17 protein-coding genes and 1 pseudogene are annotated in these 21381 nt (G+C 45.3%); 11 read left to right on the top strand and 7 right to left on the bottom strand.

All coding sequences use genetic code 11. The annotated features are described in order from the left end of the window. Positions 1–7 precede the first annotated feature (7 nt). Together torA and R7E78_RS14845 are read left to right on the top strand one after the other, a co-directional pair. Complete coding sequence (gene torA, locus R7E78_RS14850) at positions 8–2470, top strand: trimethylamine-N-oxide reductase TorA (protein ID WP_005378138.1); 2463 nt, start codon at positions 8–10, stop codon at positions 2468–2470. 198 nt (positions 2471–2668) lie between these two features. After that, complete coding sequence (locus R7E78_RS14845) at positions 2669–4408, top strand: glycoside hydrolase family 36 protein (RefSeq protein ID WP_053303207.1); 1740 nt, start codon at positions 2669–2671, stop codon at positions 4406–4408. A 77-nt stretch (positions 4409–4485) separates the two neighbouring features. On the opposite strand, the gene R7E78_RS14840 is transcribed toward R7E78_RS14845, so the two are convergent. Beyond that, positions 4486–5700, bottom strand: coding sequence for a putative manganese transporter (locus R7E78_RS14840; RefSeq protein WP_005378133.1), 1215 nt, complete (start codon positions 5698–5700; stop codon positions 4486–4488). Between the two features lie 186 nt (positions 5701–5886). Here R7E78_RS14840 and R7E78_RS14835 point away from each other — a divergent pair, with 186 nt between their 5' ends. Then, positions 5887–6792, top strand: coding sequence for a manganese-dependent inorganic pyrophosphatase (locus R7E78_RS14835; protein ID WP_017634678.1), 906 nt, complete (start codon positions 5887–5889; stop codon positions 6790–6792). A gap of 68 nt (positions 6793–6860) precedes the next feature. Continuing rightward, complete coding sequence (locus tag R7E78_RS14830) at positions 6861–7250, top strand: DUF2750 domain-containing protein (RefSeq protein ID WP_005378129.1); 390 nt, start codon at positions 6861–6863, stop codon at positions 7248–7250. An 82-nt stretch (positions 7251–7332) separates the two neighbouring features. Here the strand turns inward: R7E78_RS14830 and R7E78_RS14825 are convergent, their stop codons facing one another. From R7E78_RS14825 to pspF, 6 genes are all read right to left on the bottom strand, one after another. After that, complete coding sequence (locus R7E78_RS14825) at positions 7333–8124, bottom strand: ATP-binding cassette domain-containing protein (RefSeq protein ID WP_005393308.1); 792 nt, start codon at positions 8122–8124, stop codon at positions 7333–7335. Then, positions 8121–9116: an oligopeptide/dipeptide ABC transporter ATP-binding protein gene (locus R7E78_RS14820; RefSeq protein WP_005378126.1), complete on the bottom strand. Its 996-nt coding sequence runs from the start codon at positions 9114–9116 to the stop codon at positions 8121–8123. Before R7E78_RS14820 ends, R7E78_RS14825 begins: the two co-directional genes overlap by 4 nt. Next, positions 9116–10003: an ABC transporter permease subunit gene (locus R7E78_RS14815; RefSeq protein ID WP_318057999.1), complete on the bottom strand. Its 888-nt coding sequence runs from the start codon at positions 10001–10003 to the stop codon at positions 9116–9118. The genes R7E78_RS14820 and R7E78_RS14815 overlap by 1 nt, the downstream gene beginning before the upstream one ends. Then, on the bottom strand, positions 9990–10952 hold the full coding sequence (locus tag R7E78_RS14810; RefSeq protein WP_005378122.1) for an ABC transporter permease: 963 nt from the start codon (positions 10950–10952) through the stop codon (positions 9990–9992). Before R7E78_RS14810 ends, R7E78_RS14815 begins: the two co-directional genes overlap by 14 nt. After that, positions 10952–12571, bottom strand: coding sequence for an ABC transporter substrate-binding protein SapA (sapA, locus tag R7E78_RS14805; RefSeq protein ID WP_213905299.1), 1620 nt, complete (start codon positions 12569–12571; stop codon positions 10952–10954). Before sapA ends, R7E78_RS14810 begins: the two co-directional genes overlap by 1 nt. A 205-nt stretch (positions 12572–12776) precedes the next feature. Further along, positions 12777–13787: a phage shock protein operon transcriptional activator gene (pspF, locus tag R7E78_RS14800; RefSeq protein ID WP_318057998.1), complete on the bottom strand. Its 1011-nt coding sequence runs from the start codon at positions 13785–13787 to the stop codon at positions 12777–12779. Positions 13788–14019: 232 nt separating this feature from the next. On the opposite strand from pspF, the gene pspA reads away from it, so the two are divergent. The 7 genes and pseudogenes from pspA to R7E78_RS14765 all read left to right on the top strand — a co-directional run bounded on the left by pspA (position 14020) and on the right by R7E78_RS14765 (position 21358). Then, positions 14020–14691, top strand: coding sequence for a phage shock protein PspA (gene pspA, locus R7E78_RS14795; RefSeq protein WP_005378119.1), 672 nt, complete (start codon positions 14020–14022; stop codon positions 14689–14691). Positions 14692–14705: 14 nt separating this feature from the next. After that, on the top strand, positions 14706–14939 hold the full coding sequence (gene pspB, locus R7E78_RS14790) for an envelope stress response membrane protein PspB (protein WP_005378117.1): 234 nt from the start codon (positions 14706–14708) through the stop codon (positions 14937–14939). Further along, a complete protein-coding gene (gene pspC / locus R7E78_RS14785) occupies positions 14932–15321 on the top strand; it encodes an envelope stress response membrane protein PspC (RefSeq protein WP_025766867.1) in 390 nt (129 codons plus the stop codon). Before pspB ends, pspC begins: the two co-directional genes overlap by 8 nt. 161 nt (positions 15322–15482) lie before the next feature. Then, a complete protein-coding gene (locus tag R7E78_RS14780; protein WP_005378114.1) occupies positions 15483–16514 on the top strand; it encodes an efflux RND transporter periplasmic adaptor subunit in 1032 nt (343 codons plus the stop codon). Between the two features lies 1 nt (position 16515). Next, positions 16516–17612: pseudogene (locus tag R7E78_RS14775) on the top strand (efflux RND transporter periplasmic adaptor subunit). Continuing rightward, on the top strand, positions 17609–20719 hold the full coding sequence (vmeI, locus tag R7E78_RS14770) for an efflux RND transporter permease subunit VmeI (RefSeq protein WP_318057997.1): 3111 nt from the start codon (positions 17609–17611) through the stop codon (positions 20717–20719). The pseudogene R7E78_RS14775 and the gene vmeI overlap by 4 nt, the downstream one beginning before the upstream one ends. Before the next feature lie 72 nt (positions 20720–20791). Then, a complete protein-coding gene (locus R7E78_RS14765; protein ID WP_005378109.1) occupies positions 20792–21358 on the top strand; it encodes a DNA-3-methyladenine glycosylase I in 567 nt (188 codons plus the stop codon). The last annotated feature ends 23 nt before the right edge of the window (positions 21359–21381 follow it).

Raw genomic sequence — 21381 nt, 5'->3', positions numbered from 1 at the left:
ATTTTAAATGGCTATTACACGAAGAAGTTTTCTTAAAGGTGTAGCAACCACAAGTGCAGCGTCAGTAATTGGTCCTAGCTTATTGGCGTCCGCCTCTGCAAATGCCGTTGAGACGACAGGTACTTGGAAAGTAACCGGTTCTCACTGGGGCGCGTTCCGCGCCCACATCTACGCGGGTAAAGTTCAAGAGATCAAGCCGCTAGAGCTAGACAAAAACCCAACAGAAATGTTGAACGGCATTAAGGGTATTATCTACAGCCCTTCACGTGTTCGTTACCCAATGGTTCGTCTAGATTGGTTGAAGAAACACAAATACAGCGCAGATACTCGCGGTAACAACCGTTTCATCCGAGTAACTTGGGATGAAGCGCTAGATTTGTTTTATCGCGAACTAGAACGTATTCAAAAAGACTACGGCCCATGGGCGCTGCATGCAGGTCAAACAGGTTGGAACCAAACGGGTTCATTCAACAACTGTACTGCGCACATGCAACGTGCAGTAGGTATGCATGGCAACTTCATCACTAAAGTAGGTGACTACTCGACGGGTGCAGGTCAAACCATTATGCCGTACGTGCTAGGTTCAACCGAAGTGTACGCACAAGGTACGTCTTGGTCTGAGATCCTAGAAAACTCTGACAACATCGTTCTTTGGGCTAACGACCCAGTGAAAAACCTTCAAGTAGGTTGGAACTGTGAAACGCATGAGTCGTTTAAGTACCTTGCACAACTAAAAGAAAAAGTGGCGAAAGGTGAGATCAACGTTCTATCTGTAGACCCAGTGAAGAACAAAACTCAGCGCTACTTAGAGAACGATCACTTGTACATCAACCCGCTGACAGACGTAGCGTTCATGCTCGCTGTGGCACACGTGTTGTACAACGAAAACCTGTACGATAAGAAATTCATTGATACTTACTGTCTAGGCTTTGAAGAGTTCATTCAATACGTTCAAGGTAAGACAAAAGACAAAGTAGAGAAGACGCCTGAATGGGCAGCAGCGATTTGTGGCGTGAAAGCGGACAAGATCCGTGAATTCGCACGCATGCTAGTCAGCGGTCGTACACAGATCCTGATGGGTTGGTGTATCCAGCGTCAAGAGCACGGTGAGCAGCCATACTGGGCAGCGGCTGTGGTTGCTGCAATGGTTGGTCAAATCGGTCTACCTGGCGGTGGTATCTCTTACGGTCACCATTACTCAAGTATCGGTGTGCCTTCTACTGGTTTCGCGGGCCCTGGTGGTTTCCCTCGTAACCTTGACCAAGGTATGAAACCGAAGTGGGACAACAACGACTTTAACGGTTACAGTCGTACTATCCCAGTTGCACGTTGGATCGACTGTCTGCTAGAACCTGGCAAAGAGATCAACTACAACGGCGGTAAAGTGAAACTGCCAGACTTCAAGATGATGGTTATCTCGGGTTGTAACCCATGGCACCACCATCAAGATCGTAACCGCATGAAGAAAGCGTTCCGCAAACTTCAAACGGTTGTAACGATCGAGTTTGCTTGGACTGCAACATGTCGTTTCTCTGACATCGTTCTACCTGCGTGTACGCAATGGGAACGTAACGACATCGACGTGTACGGTTCATACTCGAACAAAGGTCTGATCGCGATGCATCGTCTCGTCGATCCATTGTTCCAATCTAAGCCTGACTTCCAAATCATGAGTGAACTAACTCAGCGTTTTGGTCGCCGCGAAGAATACACTCGTGGTATGAGCGAGATGGAGTGGATCGAAAGCCTATACAACGATTGTAAGAAAGCGAACGAAGGTAAGTTCGAAATGCCAGAATTCAATGAGTTCTGGGAGAAGAGCGTACTAGACTTCGGTGAAGGTAAACCTTGGGTTCGTCACGCGGACTTCCGTAAAGACCCTGAGCTTAACCCTCTAGGTACACCGTCTGGCTTCATCGAGATTACATCACGTAAGATCGGCCGTTACGGTTACGAACACTGTCAAGAGCACCCAATGTGGTTCGAAAAATCAGAGCGTTCACACGGTGGCCCTGGTTCAGACAAATACCCATTCTGGTTGCAGTCTTGTCACCCAGACAAGCGTCTGCACTCTCAAATGTGTGAGTCTGAAGAGTTCCGCGCGACTTACGCGGTACAAGGTCGTGAGCCGGTTTACATCAACCCAGCGGATGCCAAAGCAAAAGGTATCAAAGATGGTGATTTGGTACGTGTATTCAACGGTCGTGGTCAGCTGTTAGCTGGTGCTGTTTTGACTGACAGCTACCCACGTGGCGTTATTCGTATCGAAGAAGGTGCATGGTACGGTCCTCTAAACGAGAAAGAAGGCGCAATCTGTACCTACGGTGATCCTAACACCCTAACGCAAGACATCGGTTCTTCTGAGCTTGCACAGGCGACTTCTGCGAACACATGTATCGTAGACTTCGAGAAGTTCACAGGTAAAGTGCCGCCAGTCACTTCATTTGGTGGTCCGATCGAAGTTGCTTAATTAGTGCAGTTTGCATAAATCCAAATACCAGCCTCAGGGCTGGTATTTTTTTATCAAAATTTCAGTGAGCGTTGTCTCAATAGTAACTTCATAACGTTAAACGAGACTGGTATTCGTGATGATGGTAACGAATTGGGTGAGACAAGCAGGAGATAATGCGCCAAGCTAAACAATAATAATTAAGTGAGTAGACTCTTTATGGCTCAGAGCATTCAATTAGCAAATCACACTGAGATCACTGTGAATAACAATGACTTCCAAGTTGAAGTCGAGGGTAATCAATTACATTTTTCTTTTGCTGGCCTTCACAATAAAACCTTTACGGACCGTGAAGTGTTATTCGAAATGCCGTTTTTGTACGAGCACGAGGCCAACGTAATTGGGGATGGTTTTCAAATGTTGGCGCAAACGGCGGGAACGATCAATCACCCCGTTGATATTGGTCGCTGCCCAGACAATAATCCTTCTTATCGAATCTACCCTAAAAATGCACCTAAGCGTTATTACAACTATTTAGTGGTGGAAGGTTCAGCGGGCTACACATTATTTGGCTTCACATCATGTCATCGCTTTGCAGGCTATTTTGATGTTGTGCTGCGTGATGGGCATTGGGTTTTATCAGCCGCAATTGATGGTGAGTTGACTCAAGTGGCGGATTGGGAAAGTAATCAACTTGAATCCGTGGCGGTACTCTGTGGTCAATCGCTGTCCGAGCTTTATCAAACCTATGGCGAGATGATTGCAAAGCATCATCCTGTTCGCCAAGGTGTGACACAAGATGCGCCTGTTGGTTGGTGTTCGTGGTACGCGTACTACGCAGACGTGACAGAGCAAAACATCATGCAGAACGTTGATTGCATGCAAGATAAGCTCGAAGACCTGGAGTGGGTACTTCTGGATGATGGCTATCAAGCCTTTATGGGCGATTGGTTAACCCCATCAGATAAGTTTTCTGGTGGCGTAAAAGAGCTCATTCATAGTATCCGTGCAAAAGGCAAAAAGCCGGCGATTTGGATGGCGCCCTTTATTGCTCAGCCTGAGTCGGAGATCTTCAAACAGCATCCAGATTGGTTTGTTCGCCACAAAGATGGAAGCTTACTTAAAGCAGAAGATGTCACATACGGTGGTTGGCGATGCACGCCTTGGTACATTCTCGATACTTCAAACCCTGAAGTGCAAGATCACCTAACTCATGTGGTCTCTGTTATGCGTCAAGAGTGGGGCGTTGAGCTATTCAAATTAGACGCAAACTACTGGGGCACGTTAAAAGGTAAACGAAGCCAATCGGGTGTCACCGGTGTAGAAGCCTACCGCATGGGTATGGAAGCGATTGCCAAAGGCGCTGGTGATGCGTGGCTTTTAGGTTGCAACGCGCCAATGTGGCCATCTCTGGGGCTTGTGGATGCAATGCGTGTTTCTGACGATGTAGAGCGTCATAGTCGTCGATTCGAACAGATAGCCAAAGAAACCTTTTACCGTAGTTGGCAGCACCGAAAACTGTGGCAAATTGACCCGGATTGCGCCACGTTCACTTCATTAGCTAATCAATCTGCATCCAGAGAAGAGTATGAATTTCATCGCACGGTGTTATTAGCGAGTGGTGGTTTGCTGCTGTCTGGTGACCCGCTCCCTGAGATTACACCGTTTGCTAAGAAGACACTGTCTAAGCTCATGTTACGTCAACAACGTAACCAACAATCTGCAAAGTTTACCGCTTTGAGTTTAAATCACGCGTTTTTAAAACTAACGACGAAGAATGACCTCCATTGTTTGTTTAATTATGCGAGTTACGGAGCGATGGAATTTACGCTGACGTCTGATCAACCGGTGGACTGGTATGATTACTGGACAGGGGAAAAGCTAAACCAAGAACCTTGCCAGTTGTTAATGGTGAGCGTGGATAAAGGGCTCAATGCGAAAGCGATCGTTACAGCATAACGTGAAGTAAATCGCCCAATACCAAGATCAAGAAAGGAGCCTATTGCGGCTCCTTTCTCGTTTTGATGCTCTGGGCGTTAGAACTCGAATAAAAAGTAATACCCGTATCCAACAATAAACGCAGGAATGGACGAATAAATAGTCGCGACCAAAGCAGCTTTCGGTGCCATTGCAATGGCGGGGAATAGGGCGTCACCATCGTTAGAAATCGCATTGGCCAGTTGCGCAGAAAGTGGCGCTGCACCAGAAATGTATAGGCTAGTGACTAAAATTTGCGGTCCGCAACCAGGCAACATACCAATGGCTAGGCCAGCTAATGGCATCCAAATTCCCCAATGAGAAAAGGTTTCTACAAGGTCGAGTCCAGAAAAATAGGTTGTCAGCTCAAACGCCAGAAAAGCAACGATCACCCAAGCACTGACGAAATTCGTATCTTGTGCTGCTTTTTGAATCGGGTGTGAGTCCACGATTTTTTCATCTTCAGAGACCGTTGACTGATAATCGCCAAGTTCTTTGGTCATCGCCCATAATGACATTGTGATCACCGCGAAGATAGCGCCCAGCCATTCAATGGTGTTGGCTTTCAAAGATAGCAACTGATTAATATCTATTTGGAAAGACATTAACACAGCAACGACACTAGCAGGCACAATAAGCCATTTCCAAAATGCGCCTTGTAGATTGATTGCACGTTGTTCAAGAGGCGTGTGTCGGTCTGTCTGGTGTTGGCAACAAGCATGTGTCTGAGGTGCTTCTTTTGGTTCTGGTCGCAGAAAGTTATCAGCATGAAAAGCATTAACGACTAACCCTGAAAGAGTACCCACGATAATGCCTAATCCAACCACGCCTAATCCAACACTTGGTTTGGCGGCCAGAAGTAAAAAGGCAGCGTCACCCATTGTTGAAGTAAGTACCGCGACAATCGCACCAAATCCCACTCGGCCACTAATAAATTGCGTTGTCACAACAATAGCGCCACCACAGCCAGGCAAAGCACCCAATAAAGAAGCAAAGAAAACCTGATGATTACGCGAGCGATGGTAGAGCTCGGTAATTCGATTGGTTTTCGACATAAAGTTTGAAAGATAATGATAAATAGCCAATGTGGCAGCAACATAGCATGACACTGCCCAGAATGAGTCGGATAGCGTCTGTACGGCTACGTCACGTGTATTTTCATTGCCTAGCAAAATGAGCATGACGATAGGGATCAGCAATCGCTTATAAGCTAAACGAAACTGAGTAGGCTGAAACAACTGTTGTGCAGAGTGTAATAATTGGGTCGCGTTCATCGTTTACTCAAATGCAAATAGGAATAATTATCATTATATGTAAATGAGATTTATTCGCAATAGCATTGTGAACTTTTCTTCGTGTCAAACTCTCTGAAATCAGGTAAAGTATCGGCCTTTGTGAGCAAACACGCCCTAATTAACTGTATTAGGCGGCGTATAAAATTGACTTGAATAGGAAGAAACATGATTCTAGTTGTAGGTCATAAGAACCCAGACAGTGACAGTATTTGTAGTGCACTCGTTGCAACTGAACTTCTAAAAGCGCGTGGCGTTGAAGCTATGCCAATTCGCCAAGGCGAAATCAACCGTGAAACTCAGCACATCCTAGAAGTTGCTGGCGCTGAAGTTCCTGAGCTTCGCACATCAGTTGCGGGTGAGACCGTTTGGCTAGTAGATTACTCAGATCTAGCACAAGCACCAGACGATATCGCAGAAGCTGAAATTGCGGGTATTGTTGACCACCACCGTCTAGGTGACGTGATGACAGTAAACCCAATGGAAGCATGGATCTGGCCTGTTGGTTGTACCAACACTGTTCTATTCAACATGTTCAAGATTGAAGGTCACGCGATTACTCCACAAATTGCTAAGCTAATGATGTCAGCAATTCTATCTGACACAGTAGGTTTTGCTTCTCCAACTTGTACACAAAAAGACAAAGATGCCGTTGCTGAACTAGCGGCAATCGCAGACGTACAAGATGTTGACGCGTTCACTAAAGATCTTCTAATTGCTAAAACAAACATCGAAGGTCTATCAGCGGCTGAGCTTGTTGAGAAAGACCTTAAAGGTTACCCATTCAACGGTCGTGACGTAGTGGTTGGTCAGGTTGAACTTGCAACTCTTGAGCAAGTTGACGGTATGATCGAAGCACTAGAAGCAGACCTAGAATCTCGTTGTGAGAAAGATAACCTAGCGTTCGCTGCTGTAATGCTAACAGACATCACGACTGCTCAAACTCGTCTTCTATACAAAGGTGAGTGGGCTGAGAAGCTTGTTAAGCACGAAAAAGACGGCATGCTAATGATGGAAAACACGCTAAGCCGTAAGAAGCAAGGTTGGCCTTGGCTTCAAACTGAGCTAGCTTAATTTTCTAGCATATACTTTAAATGCCCGCCTAGCTGCGGGCATTTTTCTATGGGAAATAGGAGACGAATATGTCTGAGCAACTGACCCAAGAGCAGATGGATACCATTAATCGCTACAACGAAGAGCAACGTTTAAAGTATTGCGTAAAAGAGATTGTGGCGAATCGTAAGGTTTGGATTCTGAAAGACGAACATGGCTGTGTCATGTTAAATACAGAAGATGATGATTGTGTACCAGTATGGCCAAACGAAGAGTTTGCTTTGCAATGGGCGAATGGTGATTGGGAAGATTGCGAGCCTGAGGCGATCTCTTTAAACAAGTGGCACAGCCGTTGGACCTCTGGTCTAGAGGATGACGAGCTATCGATTGTTGTATTCCCAAATCAAAATGAAGAAGGGGTCGTATTGTTTCCTGACGAGTTTGATTTTGAACTGCGCAAACAAGCGAGCCGCCGTTAGTTCTTTGATTAGTACCCATGCAATAAAGAAGCCTGCGTTAAAGCAGGCTTCTTTACATTTGAACGATTACATCTTTGATAAGCTATTTTGTTTGATGGCTTGGCGCTTTATAAAAGTGGCTTTCGACTAGTCGTTGAGTAATAGGATGCTCGGGATGAGTCAGTACTTGGTTGGTCTCGCCAAACTCGACCACTTCACCTTCATGCATCACCATCACTTTATCAGTAATATGCTTAACAATGCCAATATGCTGAGACACGTACACAAATGACAATCCCATCTCTTCTTGCAACTCGAGGAATAAGTTAATGATCTGCGAGCGCATTGCCATATCCAAACCGTTTAACGCCTCATCAGCGACAATGATGGAAGGTTGAAGAATAAGTGCACGAGCCAAACACACGCGCTGTTTTTGACCGGCAGCTAGCATTTGTGGATAAAAATAGGCGTGCTCAGGCAGCAATCCTACGCGGAGTAGGGTGTTCTTTACACGCTGCATGCGCGCATCTGGCGGCATGTTGGTATTTCGCTTTAGCGGACCTTCTAAAATACGACCAATCTGGATTCGTGGGTTTAACGATGTGTTTGGATCTTGGAAAATCATGCGGATGAGCTTGCAGCGTGTCGCGTAATCTTTGTGCTCCAATCGTTCGCCATTCACACGGATCTCTCCGGAGCTTGGTTCAACAACGCCAGCAAGCATACGAGCTAGTGTGGATTTTCCTGACCCGTTTTGACCAATAAAACCAATAGTTTGTCCTGGCTCTAAAGTAAAGCTTACCGGTTTAACTGCCTCATTAACCTGACGTTTGAACAGACGGGAGCGCGTAACAAATTGCTTCGATAAATTATCGACTTCAAGTAACGCACTCATGACTTTTTCTCCGTGTTCAATGGAAAGTGGCAGTTAAATTTATGATTCTTAATTCGTCTGGTGTGTGGAATTTCTACACATTGTTTCTGCGCATATGGGCAACGTGGTCCGAGGCGACAACCGATAGGCAGATGCTGCAATGGCGGAATCGAGCCCGGTAGGGATTGGAGTTTTTGCTTGTGTGGTACCCAATCATTAAAGTCAGGCATCGCTTTAAGCAAGGCATCGGTGTACGGGTGCTTGGGTGCCGCAATGATTTTACTGGTATCGGCAGACTCCACCGACTGACCACAATACATTACCGTAATACGCCCTGCCCACTGTGTTATGGTCGCTAAGTCGTGGCCGATAAGCAGAATGGTTGTGTTATTAAGTTGGTTCATGCGGCTCAACAGACGCAAAATTTGCGATTGGGTAATCGGGTCTAAGTCGTTGGTTGGTTCATCTGCGATCAGCAATTTAGGTTTGGTCGCAATCGCCATGGCAATCATGACCTTTTGACACTCACCATCAGTCAGTTCATAAGGGTAGCTACCCATTAAACGCTTGTGATCTTTAATACCCACTTTATGCAAAAGCGCGATGGCTTGTTTTTTACGCCATTTAAATCGCTCCCACCATTTCCCTTCAAATGCGCGAGATGGAATGGATTCAATCAATTGACGCCCGACTTCCTCTGAAGGGTCAAGACAAGTTGAAGGCTCTTGGAAAATCATCGCAATATCACGAGCAATGACGCGCCGACGCTCTTTTGGCGTAAGCTGAAGCAAGTCAATATTGCCAAGGCGCATACGGTCAGCGGTGATGCGCCAGTTATCTTTACTCACACCGACAATCGCTTTTGCAACTAAGCTTTTTCCAGAGCCAGACTCACCTACAAGACCACGAATTTCGCCTTCGTTCAAAGTTAGGCTCATTCGGTCAACGGCTTTGACCAACCCTTGAGGTGTTTCGATCTCAATGGTCAAATGTCGAATATCTAACAACGGCATTATTCGATCCCCGCATTAAGCGCTTGACGTACACCTTCACCTACTAAGTTTAGGGTAATAACAGTAAACATGATGGTCAGGCCGGGTAGGGTCACTGTCCAAGGTGCAATATAAATAAGCTCGACAGAGTCACCTAATATTGCTCCCCACTCGGTGCTTGGGGCCTGTGCACCTAGGCCAAGAAAACCCAGTGCCGTAATATCTAAAATCGCAGCAGACAGCGCGAGTGTGATTTCAGCGGCAATGACCGTCAGAATGTTAGGAAGAATTGAACTCCACAGTAAGTAGAAATCATTAGCGCCATCAAGGCGTGCCGCCATTATGTAGTCTTTTTCAACTTCGGTGTGGACTGCGATATAAACAGAGCGAATAAAACGCGGAATCAATGCCAAGCAGATTGCGAGTAAAATATTGAACCCACCAAAGCCGAGAAATGCTACAAAAATGATTGCTAATAAGAGCGACGGGATAGACATGGCGGTATCGAGCAAGTGGTTGAGAGTACTCGACAGTAAGCCTTTCGTCATACCTGCCAATACGCCAATTAAACAGCCTACAACGGCAGCAATTGCGGTGATGGCGACAGCAGCGCCAAATGTTAGCTGAGAGCCCATAATCAGGCGCGAAAGAATATCTCTACCTAAGTCATCGGTCCCCAAAAAGTAATCAACCGTTCCTGCAGGGGCCCATGATGGCGGCACAAGCAACTCACCTGACTGTGCTTGGGCGTCAAATGGTGCAAGTAGGGGCGCAAAAATGGTAATAAGGACGATAAACACCAAGCACCACAAGCCAAACATGGCTAGTCCGTTGGCGCGGTAGCTTCGCCAAAAACGCTCAAACTGTGTTGGAATGCGCTCTTCCTGATAAACGTTATTTGTTAGCATACCATTCCTTTCGAACTAAAGGGTTAATCATCGCGCCAATCAAATCCGAGAGTATGTTAGCGGTAAGAACCAAAGTCGCAAGTACCATCACGCCAGCTTGGATAGATGCATAGTCTTGGCTTGCTAGCGCATCTAAAAGCCAACGACCAATACCTGGCCAGTTAAAAATAGACTCCGTGATGATAGCTAAGGTAATCATACTCGAAAGTTGAACACCAACTTTGGGAATGATAGGCGGTATCGCATTCCGCAATACATGTTGAGTTACGATTTCGCGGTTCGAAAGACCTTTGATTCTCGCTGCACGGATGTAGTTTTGGCTCATCACTTCCGCTACCGAGGAGCGCATTAGTCCGACAACCTGGGTGGTTGGAGCCAAAGCGAGCACCAAACATGGCAGTACCATATGCTCAATAACGCTTTGCAGTGCGTGAGCGCGGTATTCGCCTTTCGCCATGAATGCGTCGATAATGGCAAACCCGGTTACATGATCAATTTCGTAAAGTAAATCATACCGTCCCGCAACGGGAAAGAGTTGGTATTCCAATGAAAAGACCATGATAAGTAGCAGAGCTACCCAAAAAATTGGGGCGGAATAACCAGACATCGACATGAATGAAATGCTGGTGTCGAGCCATTTACCTTGCTTCATCCCAGCCACGGTTCCAAGTGGAATACCGATCAAAAGGGACACCAAAAAGGCAAAAAAGCACAGTTCCAAAGTGGCAGGGAATACGACGGCGAGCTCGTCATAAATCGCGTTGCCGTTTTTACTTATACCAAAATCAAGCTGAGAAAGGTTGATTAAGTAAGTTTGCCAACCAGACCAAAAATCAACGTTTGCCCAGTGCGAGAGAGGGTCAAGGCGAAGCAGAGAAAAACCCACTAATGTAAGGATCATCAAAGTGATGATAAATAGGTTAAAGCGTCGAACGGTATACCAAAACATCAGTGAATTCTCTCAACTCTATCAAACGGTTGGGCATTGAAAGGGCTTGATTTGAAGCCTGTCAGCGATTTGTCGTGCACACGGAACTGCACGCCATGCGCCAGAGGAATAACCGGGAACTCTTGATTCAAAATGTTCTGTGCTTGGCGATATAGGTTCAAACGGTAACGCGGTTCTTGAGTTTCTAACGCCAAATCGAGCAAGAAATCGAAGTCATCGTTACACCACATGGACACGTTAAGGCCAACGCGGTCAGACTCGCAAGATAATAAAGGGCGGAAAAAGTTGTCAGGATCCCCGGTATCACCAATCCAACCAGTTAAAAGTAAATCGATATCGTTGATGTTCTCCAAATCCACACGTTCAAACCTATCATCGGTCAGTAGCGTTAATTTAACCCCAATATCGGCAAAATTCGCTTGGATTAACTCCGCAGTCTTACGAGGGCTTGGGTTAAAGGCGCGTGGTTCAAGTGGTACCCACATAGTCAGCTCTAGACCGTCTTCATAGCCTGCATCACGGAGTAGTGCTAATGCATAGTTACGGTCATAACGAATTTTTACGCTGTCCTTTTGATAGGCCCATGAATTAGGCGGTAGCAATGTATAAGCTTGCGAGCCAGTTCCGTAGTAAACCGAATCTAAAATGTTCTGACGGTTAATCGCTAAGTTAAGTGCTTGGCGAACTCGAGCATCACTCAGCGCGGTGGTTTCTGTGTTTATCGCAATAAAGGAAACGTTGTTAGCTGGTGTAGCCGTCAGCTCAAGGTTGTCATTTTCTTGAATGACAGGTATTTGGCTCGAAATAGGTGAAGAGAGTACGTCACACTCGTTTCTTAAAAGTTTAGCTAATGTACCCGTGCCTCTGTGAGAGATATCGAACACCACTTGTTCCATTTTTGCTGGTGACTTCCAGTAATTAGAATGACGCTCTAATCGAATCAAATCGTTCACTTGGTACTCTTTTAATTGATAAGGGCCGGTACCGATAGGAAGTTGGTCGATTTCTTCTTTATGATCTTTTGCTGCCAATTGCTGTCCATACTCCGCAGACAAGATAACCGCATGGCTGGTGGCAATATTGGCCAAGAAAGAAAAGTTTGGCTGAGATAACGTAAACCTTACCGTATGCTCATCTATTGCAACCACGTCTTGGAGTAGGCTTTGAAAATCTAACCCTGCAAACCATGGATAAAAACCACCACCTACTTGGTGAAAAGGATGGTCTACATCGATGATTCGCTTGAAGCTAAATACCACATCTTTTGCATTCAATGGGCGAGTGGGTGTGAACCAAGGCGTGGTTTGGAATTTAACACCACGTTTAAGCTTAAACGTGTATTCCGTCCCTGATTTATTTACTGACCAACTCTCGGCGATGCTTGCCACGGGCTGATGTGATTTAGGATCGAGCGTGAGCAGCGTATCGTACAGCTGCGGGCTCAGAGCCTCTGCGGTAATACCGCTATCAATAAGCTGAGGGTTAAACGTGGTCGGCTTACCCTGTCCGCAAAACACAAAGCCAGCTTTGCGAATATCATTGTGGTCAATTTCATCGCCACAAGCGGTCAGTAGGCTAATCCCAATAAGGCTCAGCGATAATCTTATAAAAGCATTCATAATATGAAATGTTCATTGGATCTTGCTCGTTTCGTTTGATCTTACTCTTTCAAAGCTAACAAGCGAAAATGATCTCGCTAATTTATCACCTTTGTGAACTCGCTCCAAACATAAAATCCATACACTGTAAGGTGTTATGCCATAAATGCATGCGAATTAGAGCGCAGTCACGAGCTCGTGTATTGATTGAGTACTCTCGGTCAAGTTAGCTTTGTCCGACCAAACCATATTTTCTAACCATCCCTCGTAATTGGTGATAGCTCAAGCCAAGTAGCTCGGCTGCTTGTCGTTGATTAAACTTGGCTTCTTCCAATGCACGATTGAGTAAATGGATATCTTGTTCCTCTTGCCATTGTTTATAGTCTAGAGGGAATTGGATGGTGTTGCTTGATGCTTCCTCTTCTTGCTGCTGCTCGCCTTGCTCGGCATTATGACCAAGCGTGTTATTCCAAACTGTTTCAAAAGGATTGAAAATCAGTTCATCAATTGGATCGGCATTGAGACCATGTTGGTAAATAGCACGTTCAATCACGTTTTTTAGTTCGCGGACGTTACCGGGCCATTCATATTCAATAAGCGACTGCTGCGCTTTTGGGGTAAAACCGACAAAGTATTCCAGTTGCAGTTCACGACACATTTTCATCGCGTAGTGCTCTGCTAAAGAGAGAATGTCTTCTTTGCGCTCGCGAAGAGGCGGTAACATAATGACATCGAAGGCTAGCCTGTCGAGCAGATCTGCACGAAAATCACCTTGCTCTGCCAATTTTGGTAGGTCGGCATTGGTTGCACAAACAAGTCGAACATCCGCATTGAGAGCGGTATGACCGCCAACTCGCTCATATTCACCATATTCAATGACACGTAATAGCTTTTCTTGAACTAAAAGTGGTGCGGTTGCCAGTTCGTCAAGGAACAAAGTACCGCCCTCGGCACGCTCGAAACGCCCTTTATGCTTACCTTTAGAGCCCGTGAAGGAGCCGGATTCATGTCCAAACAATTCGGAATCTATTAGCCCTTCGCTTAATGTCGCACAGTTGAGTGATAGTAGTGGTTTATCCCAACGTCTTGATAAATAATGCAAACGCTGAGCGATGAGTTCTTTACCCGTACCTCGTTCACCAATGATGAGGACAGGGCGCTCAATGGGTGCAAGTTGTGATACTTTATCTAGTACAGCGAGAAAAGCAGGTGATTCACCAATCAGGTTTTGCTTCATAAAGTCCTTCTTATTTAACAGCCGAGCCACGATTTAGAGATAGAGTTGGTAAATTTCACCAACAGTTGGTGAAAAACATCATAGCACAATAGTGTGTAACGACAACAAAATGAATAACGCTCTGATTTAAAAGAAAATTATAAGTTGGCACGTTACTTGTTATATATTCAGGGAGACACAAGGTTAATCACCACCTTGTCGAGTTTTAATAGGAAAAAAGAGGAGTTCCGTTATGGGTATTTTTTCTCGATTTGCAGATATCGTTAACTCAAACATCAGTGCATTACTGGACAAGGCGGAAGATCCTGAAAAAATGATCCGTCTTATCATTCAAGAAATGGAAGACACACTTGTTGAAGTGCGTACTAACTCGGCTAAAGCGATTGCAGACAAGAAAGAGTTGGCTCGTAAGGTTGAAACGTTAGAAGAGCAAATTGGCGAATGGGGCCAAAAAGCGAGCTTAGCATTAGTTAAAGAGCGTGAAGATCTAGCTCGTGCAGCGTTAATTGAAAAGCAAAAGCTAGAGCAAGTGATTAAAGGCCTCCACACAGAGCAAACCTTAGTGGAAGAAACGATCGATAAGCTTACTGGCGAGATTGGTAAGTTGGAAAGCAAAATTGCTGAAACGCGCGCCAAACAGCAAGCTCTAGCAATTCGTAACCAAACTGCATCTAACCGTCGTGATGTGCAAAAACACCTGCATACTAGCCGTACTAATGAAGCGATGGCGAAATTTGAGCAGTACTCACGTAAAGTGGATGAAATGGAAGCGGAAGCAGACCTGTATGCTCAAACTGGTAATGCTAAATCGCTAGAACAAGAGTTTGCAGAGTTGCAGGCACAAGACGAAATTGAAAAAGAGTTGGCAAAACTGAAAGAACAGATGTCATCGAAAGATAAATAAGAAAGGAGCCATTTATGTCGGCATTTTTTATAGCAGGACCAGTGATTGTCTTTTTAATCTTTGTCGCTCCACTATGGCTCTTCTTACACTATCGCAGCAAACGCAAAACAGATAGTGCACTGTCGAGCCAAGATTTAGAGCGCCTTCAGGTACTATCTGAAAAAGCGGAAGCGATGCAGTCCCGAGTTGATACATTGGAGCGCATCTTGGATGCTGAGTCACCAACATGGAGACGAAAGTATGAATAATCGAGAACTGTATCGTGATCCAGTAAATGGCAAAATCTCCGGTGTTTGCGCCGGAATTGCCAACTACTTTGGTGCAGAAGTTTGGTTGATTCGTATTGTAGTGATTTCTGCAGCGCTGTTAGGTGGTACGTTTTTGGTATTGTTAGCGTACATCGCGATGGCGTTTATGTTAGAAAAGCAACCAGTAACGTATTCTGAAAATATCAGAGCTCAGCAAGAGCATACGCTCAAAAGTAAGCCTTGGCAGAAAGGGCAAAGCCCTGATCAACTGCTCAGTGTGTTGGAAAGGGATTTTGACCGTCTTGATGGCAAAATTCGTAACATGGAAGCTTATGTTACGTCTGATACATATAGGGTGAACAGAGAATTCAGTAAGCTCTAGGCATTTTGTATCCAAAGAAGATTTAACTGAAGCAGGCATAAAGCCTGCTTTTTTATCACAAATTACTAATTTTAAAGCACTATTAATCTTTTCTGCTCTGGAAGTTCGTTCAAAATTCATCTACTTTAAAAATAATCCCCCAATTTTTATGGATGAATGTAATGAGAAAATTGCTCATTCCTATTGCCATCTCGGCTGTCTTGTCGGGGTGCGGTAAAGAACTTCCTCCTGTTCCTGAACCTGAATCGCGCCCTGCGAAGCTATTTACAGTATCTGTTGGCAATGCCCAGTTTGAGCGACATTTTCCTGCCACGACGGAAGCTGGCGATAGAGCAGTACTGACATTTCGAGTTCCTGGGCTTCTTCAAACGATAGAAGTGAATGAAGGTCAAGTCGTCAGTAAAGGTGATGTTTTGGCGTCATTAAACCCAGATGAATATTCTCTGCTCGAACAGCAAGCTCGGGCAAATTTTTTGCTCGCAGATGTGCAATACAAGCGATACCAAAAGCTACGTAAAGACCAAGTAGTATCTGAGCAAGATTTTGATGAGGCAAAAGCGAATCACAACTCGGCAAAAGCTCAATGGAATCAAGCAAAGGCAAACTTAAGGTATACCAAACTTGTCGCGCCATATGATGGAACCATTTCGTACATTCCAGCAGAAAACCATGAATATGTTGCCGCGAAAGAAGGGGTGATGAATATTCAGTCCAACCAACTCCTCAAAGTGATATTCCAAATCCCAGACTATCTTCTAAATCGTTACACGCAGGGGAGCGATGTCTCTGCCAGAATGATATTTGATGCGTTCCCCGAGCGAGCCTTTGACTTAACCTTTCAGGAAATCGATACAGAAGCCGACCCTAAAACGGGCAGTTACAAAGTCACGATGGTCATGGAGCGGCCAGCAGAAATTGGCCTTTTGCCGGGAATGTCTGGCAATGCTTACCTCCTGTCCAAAAGTGCAGGAGCGACAAAGATTCCTAACTCCGCGTTGCTAGAAGAGAACGGCAAAACATACGTTTGGCGTGTCGATGAGCAAGGCATTGTGTCTAAAGCTGCAATTGAGATGAATGACAAAAATCAAGTGTTAGCTGGGCTTAACGATGGCGACCAAATCATTATCTCGGGTGTCAGTGTGATTGAACCCGGAATTAAGGTAAGAGCGTGGATTAAGGAAAGAGGGCTGTAATATGAAAGGAATCATCTCTCTAATGGCTTTACTTTCAACGCTTTTTCTCGTTGGCTGTGGGGATAATGCGCCAGAAAAAGAGCTCGAAACGCCACGAGTTAGGGTTACGTCATTAGCGGGAAACAAGGTGGACGATAACTTGTACTTCCCTGCGGTTGCGAATGCAGCGGATCGCTCTCATTTGAGCTTCAGAGTGGCAGGAGAAGTCAGCCGCATCTGGTAAAAGAGGGCGACAAAGTCACGAAGGGTGATGTTATTGCAACGCTAGATTCCACGGACTATGAGTTGGATGTAGATAATGCGAGTGCGCGTTTTTCTGTTGTCGACAGTCAGTATCGCCGCTCACGCCCTTTGGTTGATAAAGGCCTATTAGCTAAGTCTCAGTTTGATGAAATTGCAGCACAACGACAAATCGCCTTAGCAGAGCTTCAGTTAGCCAAACTTCGTCTATCATTTACTGCCTTAAAAGCGCCCGTGGATGGGATTATTTCGCGAGTTAATATCGACCAATTCGAAAATGTTCAAGTCGGACAGCATATCGTTAATATTCACAGCTTGGAGCGAGTCGAAGTGTTGATTCAGCTTCCTGACCACCTCTATGTGAACCAACCGCCAACGGAAGAAAGACTCACCGCGATCAAAGCATTGGTGCGCGTGCCCAGCGGTAACGAATATAACGCGACGGTAAAAGAGTTTACGACTGAGCCCGATCCAACAACAGGTACGTTTACTGTCACACTGTCGCTTCCTATGCCGGAAGAAGAGTACATCCTAGATGGGATGGCTGTTGAAGTAACGTCTAAAGACGAGAATGTTGGGCTTGATTTAAACCTAGGAATTAATGTCCCTATCGAAGCCATTTTCAATGCGGACGGTGACGAGCTGGGACGCGAAAACAAATTTGTGTGGGTACTGAATGACGACAATACGGTATCGCGCAAACAGGTGCGAGCAGGTAAGGCATCTAAAACGTCCATTCAAATCCTTGATGGTCTCATGCTCAAAGACAAAGTTGTGATTGCCGGTGTTTCTCGATTAAGGGATGGCATGAAAGTGGAAGTGATACAGGAAATGGCTACGCAGGAGGCCGGTCTATGAGCGATCTTAATAAATCAGTGCCTCAAAGTGATGATGATGTGACCGGTATTGCTGCGTACTTCATCCGAAATCGCGTCATCAGTTGGATGGTTGCACTGATATTTTTGATTGGTGGTATCGCCGCATTCTTTGGTTTAGGGCGTCTTGAGGACCCTGCTTTTACTATTAAAGATGCGATGGTAGTGACCTCTTACCCTGGTGCGACACCGCAACAAGTCGAAGAAGAAGTGACGTATCCAATCGAAAAAGCGATTCAGCAGCTTACTTATGTTGATGAAGTAAATTCGATTTCTAGCCGAGGCTTATCTCAAATCACGGTCACGATGAAGAACAATTATGGCCCTGATGATCTACCACAAATTTGGGATGAGTTGCGCCGTAAAGTGAACGACCTTAAAGGGACGTTGCCTCCAGGTGTGAATGAACCTCAAGTGATCGATGATTTTGGTGATGTTTACGGGATTTTGTTAGCGGTGACTGGCGACGGTTATAGCTATAAAGAGCTACTGGATTACGTCGATTACTTACGCCGAGAGCTCGAACTGGTTGATGGCGTGAGTAAAGTTTCGGTATCTGGGCAACAGCAAGAGCAAGTGTTCATCGAAGTATCGATGAAAAAATTGAGCAGTATAGGTCTTGCTCCGGATACCGTGTTTAATCTTCTTTCGACGCAAAACGTAGTTTCTGACGCAGGAGCGATCAGAATTGGTGATGAGTACATCAGAATTCAGCCGACTGGCGAGTTCCAGAGTGTGGATGAGCTAGGCGATTTGTTGATTACTGAGTCGGGTGCTCAGGGGCTCATCTTCTTGAAAGATGTGGCGGACATAAAACGTGGTTACGTAGAAGTCCCGAATAATATTATTAATTTTAACGGCAGCCTCGCACTAAACGTGGGTGTTTCTTTTGCTGAAGGCGTCAACGTCGTTGAAGTCGGAAAAGCGTTTGATCATCGCCTTGCAGAGCTAAAGTACCAACAACCTGTTGGTATCGAAATCTCGGAAATTTACAGTCAGCCTAAAGAGGTGGATAAATCGGTTAGCGGTTTTGTTGTGAGCTTGGCTCAAGCTGTCGGTATCGTCATTATCGTACTTCTGTTCTTTATGGGGCTACGTTCAGGTCTGCTTATCGGTTTAATTTTACTGCTGACGGTGTTGGGTACGTTCATTTTCATGAAGTATCTCGCGATAGATTTGCAGCGGATTTCATTAGGTGCCTTGGTTATCGCGTTAGGTATGTTGGTGGACAATGCAATCGTTGCGGTTGAGGGGATTTTGATTGGTACTCAAAAAGGGCGAACTCGACTCCAAGCAGCGACCGACATTGTTACCCAAACAAAGTGGCCATTACTTGGGGCAACTGTGATTGCGGTAACTGCATTTGCGCCAATTGGACTGTCTGAAGACTCTACGGGTGAATACTGTGGCACTTTGTTTACGGTTCTGCTGATCTCTTTAATGTTGAGCTGGTTTACCGCTATCTCGTTGACACCATTCTTTGCTGACATCTTCTTTAAAGGCCAGAAGATTAAACAAGGTGAAGGGGAAGAAAATGATCCATATAACGGGGTTATTTTCGTTATTTATAAAAAGTTTCTTCAGTTTTGTATGCGTCGTGCTTGGTTTACCGTTGTGGTGCTGATTGCGGGATTAGCGGCAAGTGTTTACGGGTTCACCTTTGTGAAGCAAGCGTTTTTCCCATCGTCGACAACGCCGATTTTTCAGTTAGATGTATGGATGCCAGAAGGAACTGATATTCGAGCAACTAACACAACGCTTAAAGAGTTAGAAAGTTGGTTAGCTAAGCAAGAGCATGTTGACCATATCACGACGACCGCGGGTAAAGGTTTACAGCGCTTCATGTTAACGTACGCGCCAGAGAAAAGTTATGCGGCTTATGGTGAGATAACCACTCGTATGGAAAATTACGAAGCGTTAAAACCATTAATGGCGAAGTTTCGAGAGTATTTAAAAGCCAACTACCCAGAAATCAATTACAAGCTCAAACAGATTGAGTTAGGCCCTGGTGGTGGTGCAAAAATTGAAGCGCGTATTATTGGCTCAGATCCAACCGTCCTTCGTACGATAGCCGCTCAGGTCAAGGACATCATGTACGCCGACCCTCAGGCAACAAATATCAGGCATGATTGGCGTGAACGAACCCAAGTTCTTGAACCTCAGTTTAACGAGAGTCAGGCACGTCGCTATGGCATTACCAAATCGGACGTCGATGATTTCTTGTCCATGTCATTCTCTGGAATGACGATAGGCTTATACCGAGACGGCACGACGCTCATGCCTATCGTGGCTCGTTTACCAGAAGATGAGCGCATTGATATTCGTAACATCGAAGGCATGAAAATATGGAGTCCAGCACAGAGTGAGTTTATCCCACTTCAACAAGTCACAATGGGTTACGACATGCGTTGGGAGGATCCTATCATCGTACGTAAGAACCGTAAGCGTATGCTCACTGTGATGGCAGACCCTGATATTCTAGGTGAAGAAACCGCATCGACGTTGCAAAAACGTTTACAGCCCCAAATCGAAGCGATTCAAATGCCTCCTGGCTATTCACTAGAGTGGGGTGGTGAATACGAATCTTCAGGTGATGCTCAAGAGTCACTGTTTACTACTATGCCAATGGGGTACTTGTTCATGTTCTTGATCACTGTATTCCTATTTAACTCTATCAAAGAGCCACTCATTGTTTGGCTTACCGTGCCACTGGCGTTAATTGGTGTCACCACCGGTTTGTTGGCACTCAACACGCCGTTTGGTTTTATGGCATTGCTCGGCTTCTTAAGCTTATCGGGAATGGTGCTCAAAAATGGCATCGTATTACTGGACCAAATTGAAATTGAAATGAAGTCCGGTAAAGAGGCTTATGACGCGGTCGTTGATGCTGCGGTAAGTCGCGTCCGTCCCGTTTGTATGGCTGCTATCACGACGATCCTTGGTATGATCCCACTGTTGCCAGATATCTTCTTCAAACCAATGGCGGTTACGATTATGTTTGGTTTGGGCTTTGCGACAGTCCTGACACTGATTGTCGTACCAGTGTTGTATCGTTTGTTCCATAAAGTGGCAGTACCGAAACAGGCTTAGTGCTACTGATATAACGATGAAAAGTATTGCGCCTCTAGCTCATCAGTTAGAGGCGCTTTTTAAGGAAGAATAATGACAGAACAAAAAACGTGTGCGTGGGCGATGAATCACCCATTAGAGCGCGAATATCATGATTCCGAATGGGGCGTGCCAGTATATGACGACCAAGTCCTGTTTGAATTTATTACTTTGGAAGGTGCGCAAGCTGGTCTTAGTTGGATCACCATCCTTAAAAAGCGCGAAGGTTACAGAGAAGCGTTCGAGAATTACGATCTAGATGCGTTGGAACAAAGAAATGAAGAACGCGCTGAATACATCGTGGAAAACTTCGATGTTGTGAGACATCGCGGAAAGATTAACTCGGTATTCAGTAATGCCAAAGCGGCCAAAGCGTTAATTGCTGAATACGGGAGTTTATCAGACGCGTTGTGGCAGTTCGTGGACGGTGAACCAATCGTCAATCAATGGCAACATATGAGTGACGTACCAGCTTCGACAGAGCAATCCAAAGCCATGAGTAAATTCCTAAAAAAGAAAGGCTTCAAGTTTGTCGGTGAAACCATCTGTTATGCTTTCATGCAAGCCGTCGGCATGGTGGATGACCATATCGTTGGATGTCCTAAAAAGCAGAATAAGTAACGTTTGGCGATTAAGCTAATGTT

Source organism: Vibrio sp. YT-19(2023), from assembly GCF_033337395.1.
The sequence above is the reverse complement of the archived record's forward strand: the minus strand, read 5'-3'. Positions and strand labels throughout refer to the sequence as shown.

Excerpts from the sequence above, each read along its gene's own strand:
- pspC (WP_025766867.1), top strand. The coding sequence starts at position 14,932 with ATGAATAATCGAGAACTGTATCGTGATCCAGTAAATGGCAAAATCTCC.
- sapA (WP_213905299.1), bottom strand. The coding sequence starts at position 12,571 with ATGAATGCTTTTATAAGATTATCGCTGAGCCTTATTGGGATTAGCCTA.
- pspF (WP_318057998.1), bottom strand. The coding sequence starts at position 13,787 with ATGAAGCAAAACCTGATTGGTGAATCACCTGCTTTTCTCGCTGTACTA.
- R7E78_RS14845 (WP_053303207.1), top strand. The coding sequence starts at position 2,669 with ATGGCTCAGAGCATTCAATTAGCAAATCACACTGAGATCACTGTGAAT.
- vmeI (WP_318057997.1), top strand. The coding sequence starts at position 17,609 with ATGAGCGATCTTAATAAATCAGTGCCTCAAAGTGATGATGATGTGACC.
- R7E78_RS14765 (WP_005378109.1), top strand. The coding sequence starts at position 20,792 with ATGACAGAACAAAAAACGTGTGCGTGGGCGATGAATCACCCATTAGAG.
- pspA (WP_005378119.1), top strand. The coding sequence starts at position 14,020 with ATGGGTATTTTTTCTCGATTTGCAGATATCGTTAACTCAAACATCAGT.
- R7E78_RS14835 (WP_017634678.1), top strand. The coding sequence starts at position 5,887 with ATGATTCTAGTTGTAGGTCATAAGAACCCAGACAGTGACAGTATTTGT.
- R7E78_RS14830 (WP_005378129.1), top strand. The coding sequence starts at position 6,861 with ATGTCTGAGCAACTGACCCAAGAGCAGATGGATACCATTAATCGCTAC.
- R7E78_RS14780 (WP_005378114.1), top strand. The coding sequence starts at position 15,483 with ATGAGAAAATTGCTCATTCCTATTGCCATCTCGGCTGTCTTGTCGGGG.
- R7E78_RS14810 (WP_005378122.1), bottom strand. The coding sequence starts at position 10,952 with ATGTTTTGGTATACCGTTCGACGCTTTAACCTATTTATCATCACTTTG.
- pspB (WP_005378117.1), top strand. The coding sequence starts at position 14,706 with ATGTCGGCATTTTTTATAGCAGGACCAGTGATTGTCTTTTTAATCTTT.
- R7E78_RS14820 (WP_005378126.1), bottom strand. The coding sequence starts at position 9,116 with ATGCCGTTGTTAGATATTCGACATTTGACCATTGAGATCGAAACACCT.
- R7E78_RS14840 (WP_005378133.1), bottom strand. The coding sequence starts at position 5,700 with ATGAACGCGACCCAATTATTACACTCTGCACAACAGTTGTTTCAGCCT.
- R7E78_RS14825 (WP_005393308.1), bottom strand. The coding sequence starts at position 8,124 with ATGAGTGCGTTACTTGAAGTCGATAATTTATCGAAGCAATTTGTTACG.
- R7E78_RS14815 (WP_318057999.1), bottom strand. The coding sequence starts at position 10,003 with ATGCTAACAAATAACGTTTATCAGGAAGAGCGCATTCCAACACAGTTT.
- torA (WP_005378138.1), top strand. The coding sequence starts at position 8 with ATGGCTATTACACGAAGAAGTTTTCTTAAAGGTGTAGCAACCACAAGT.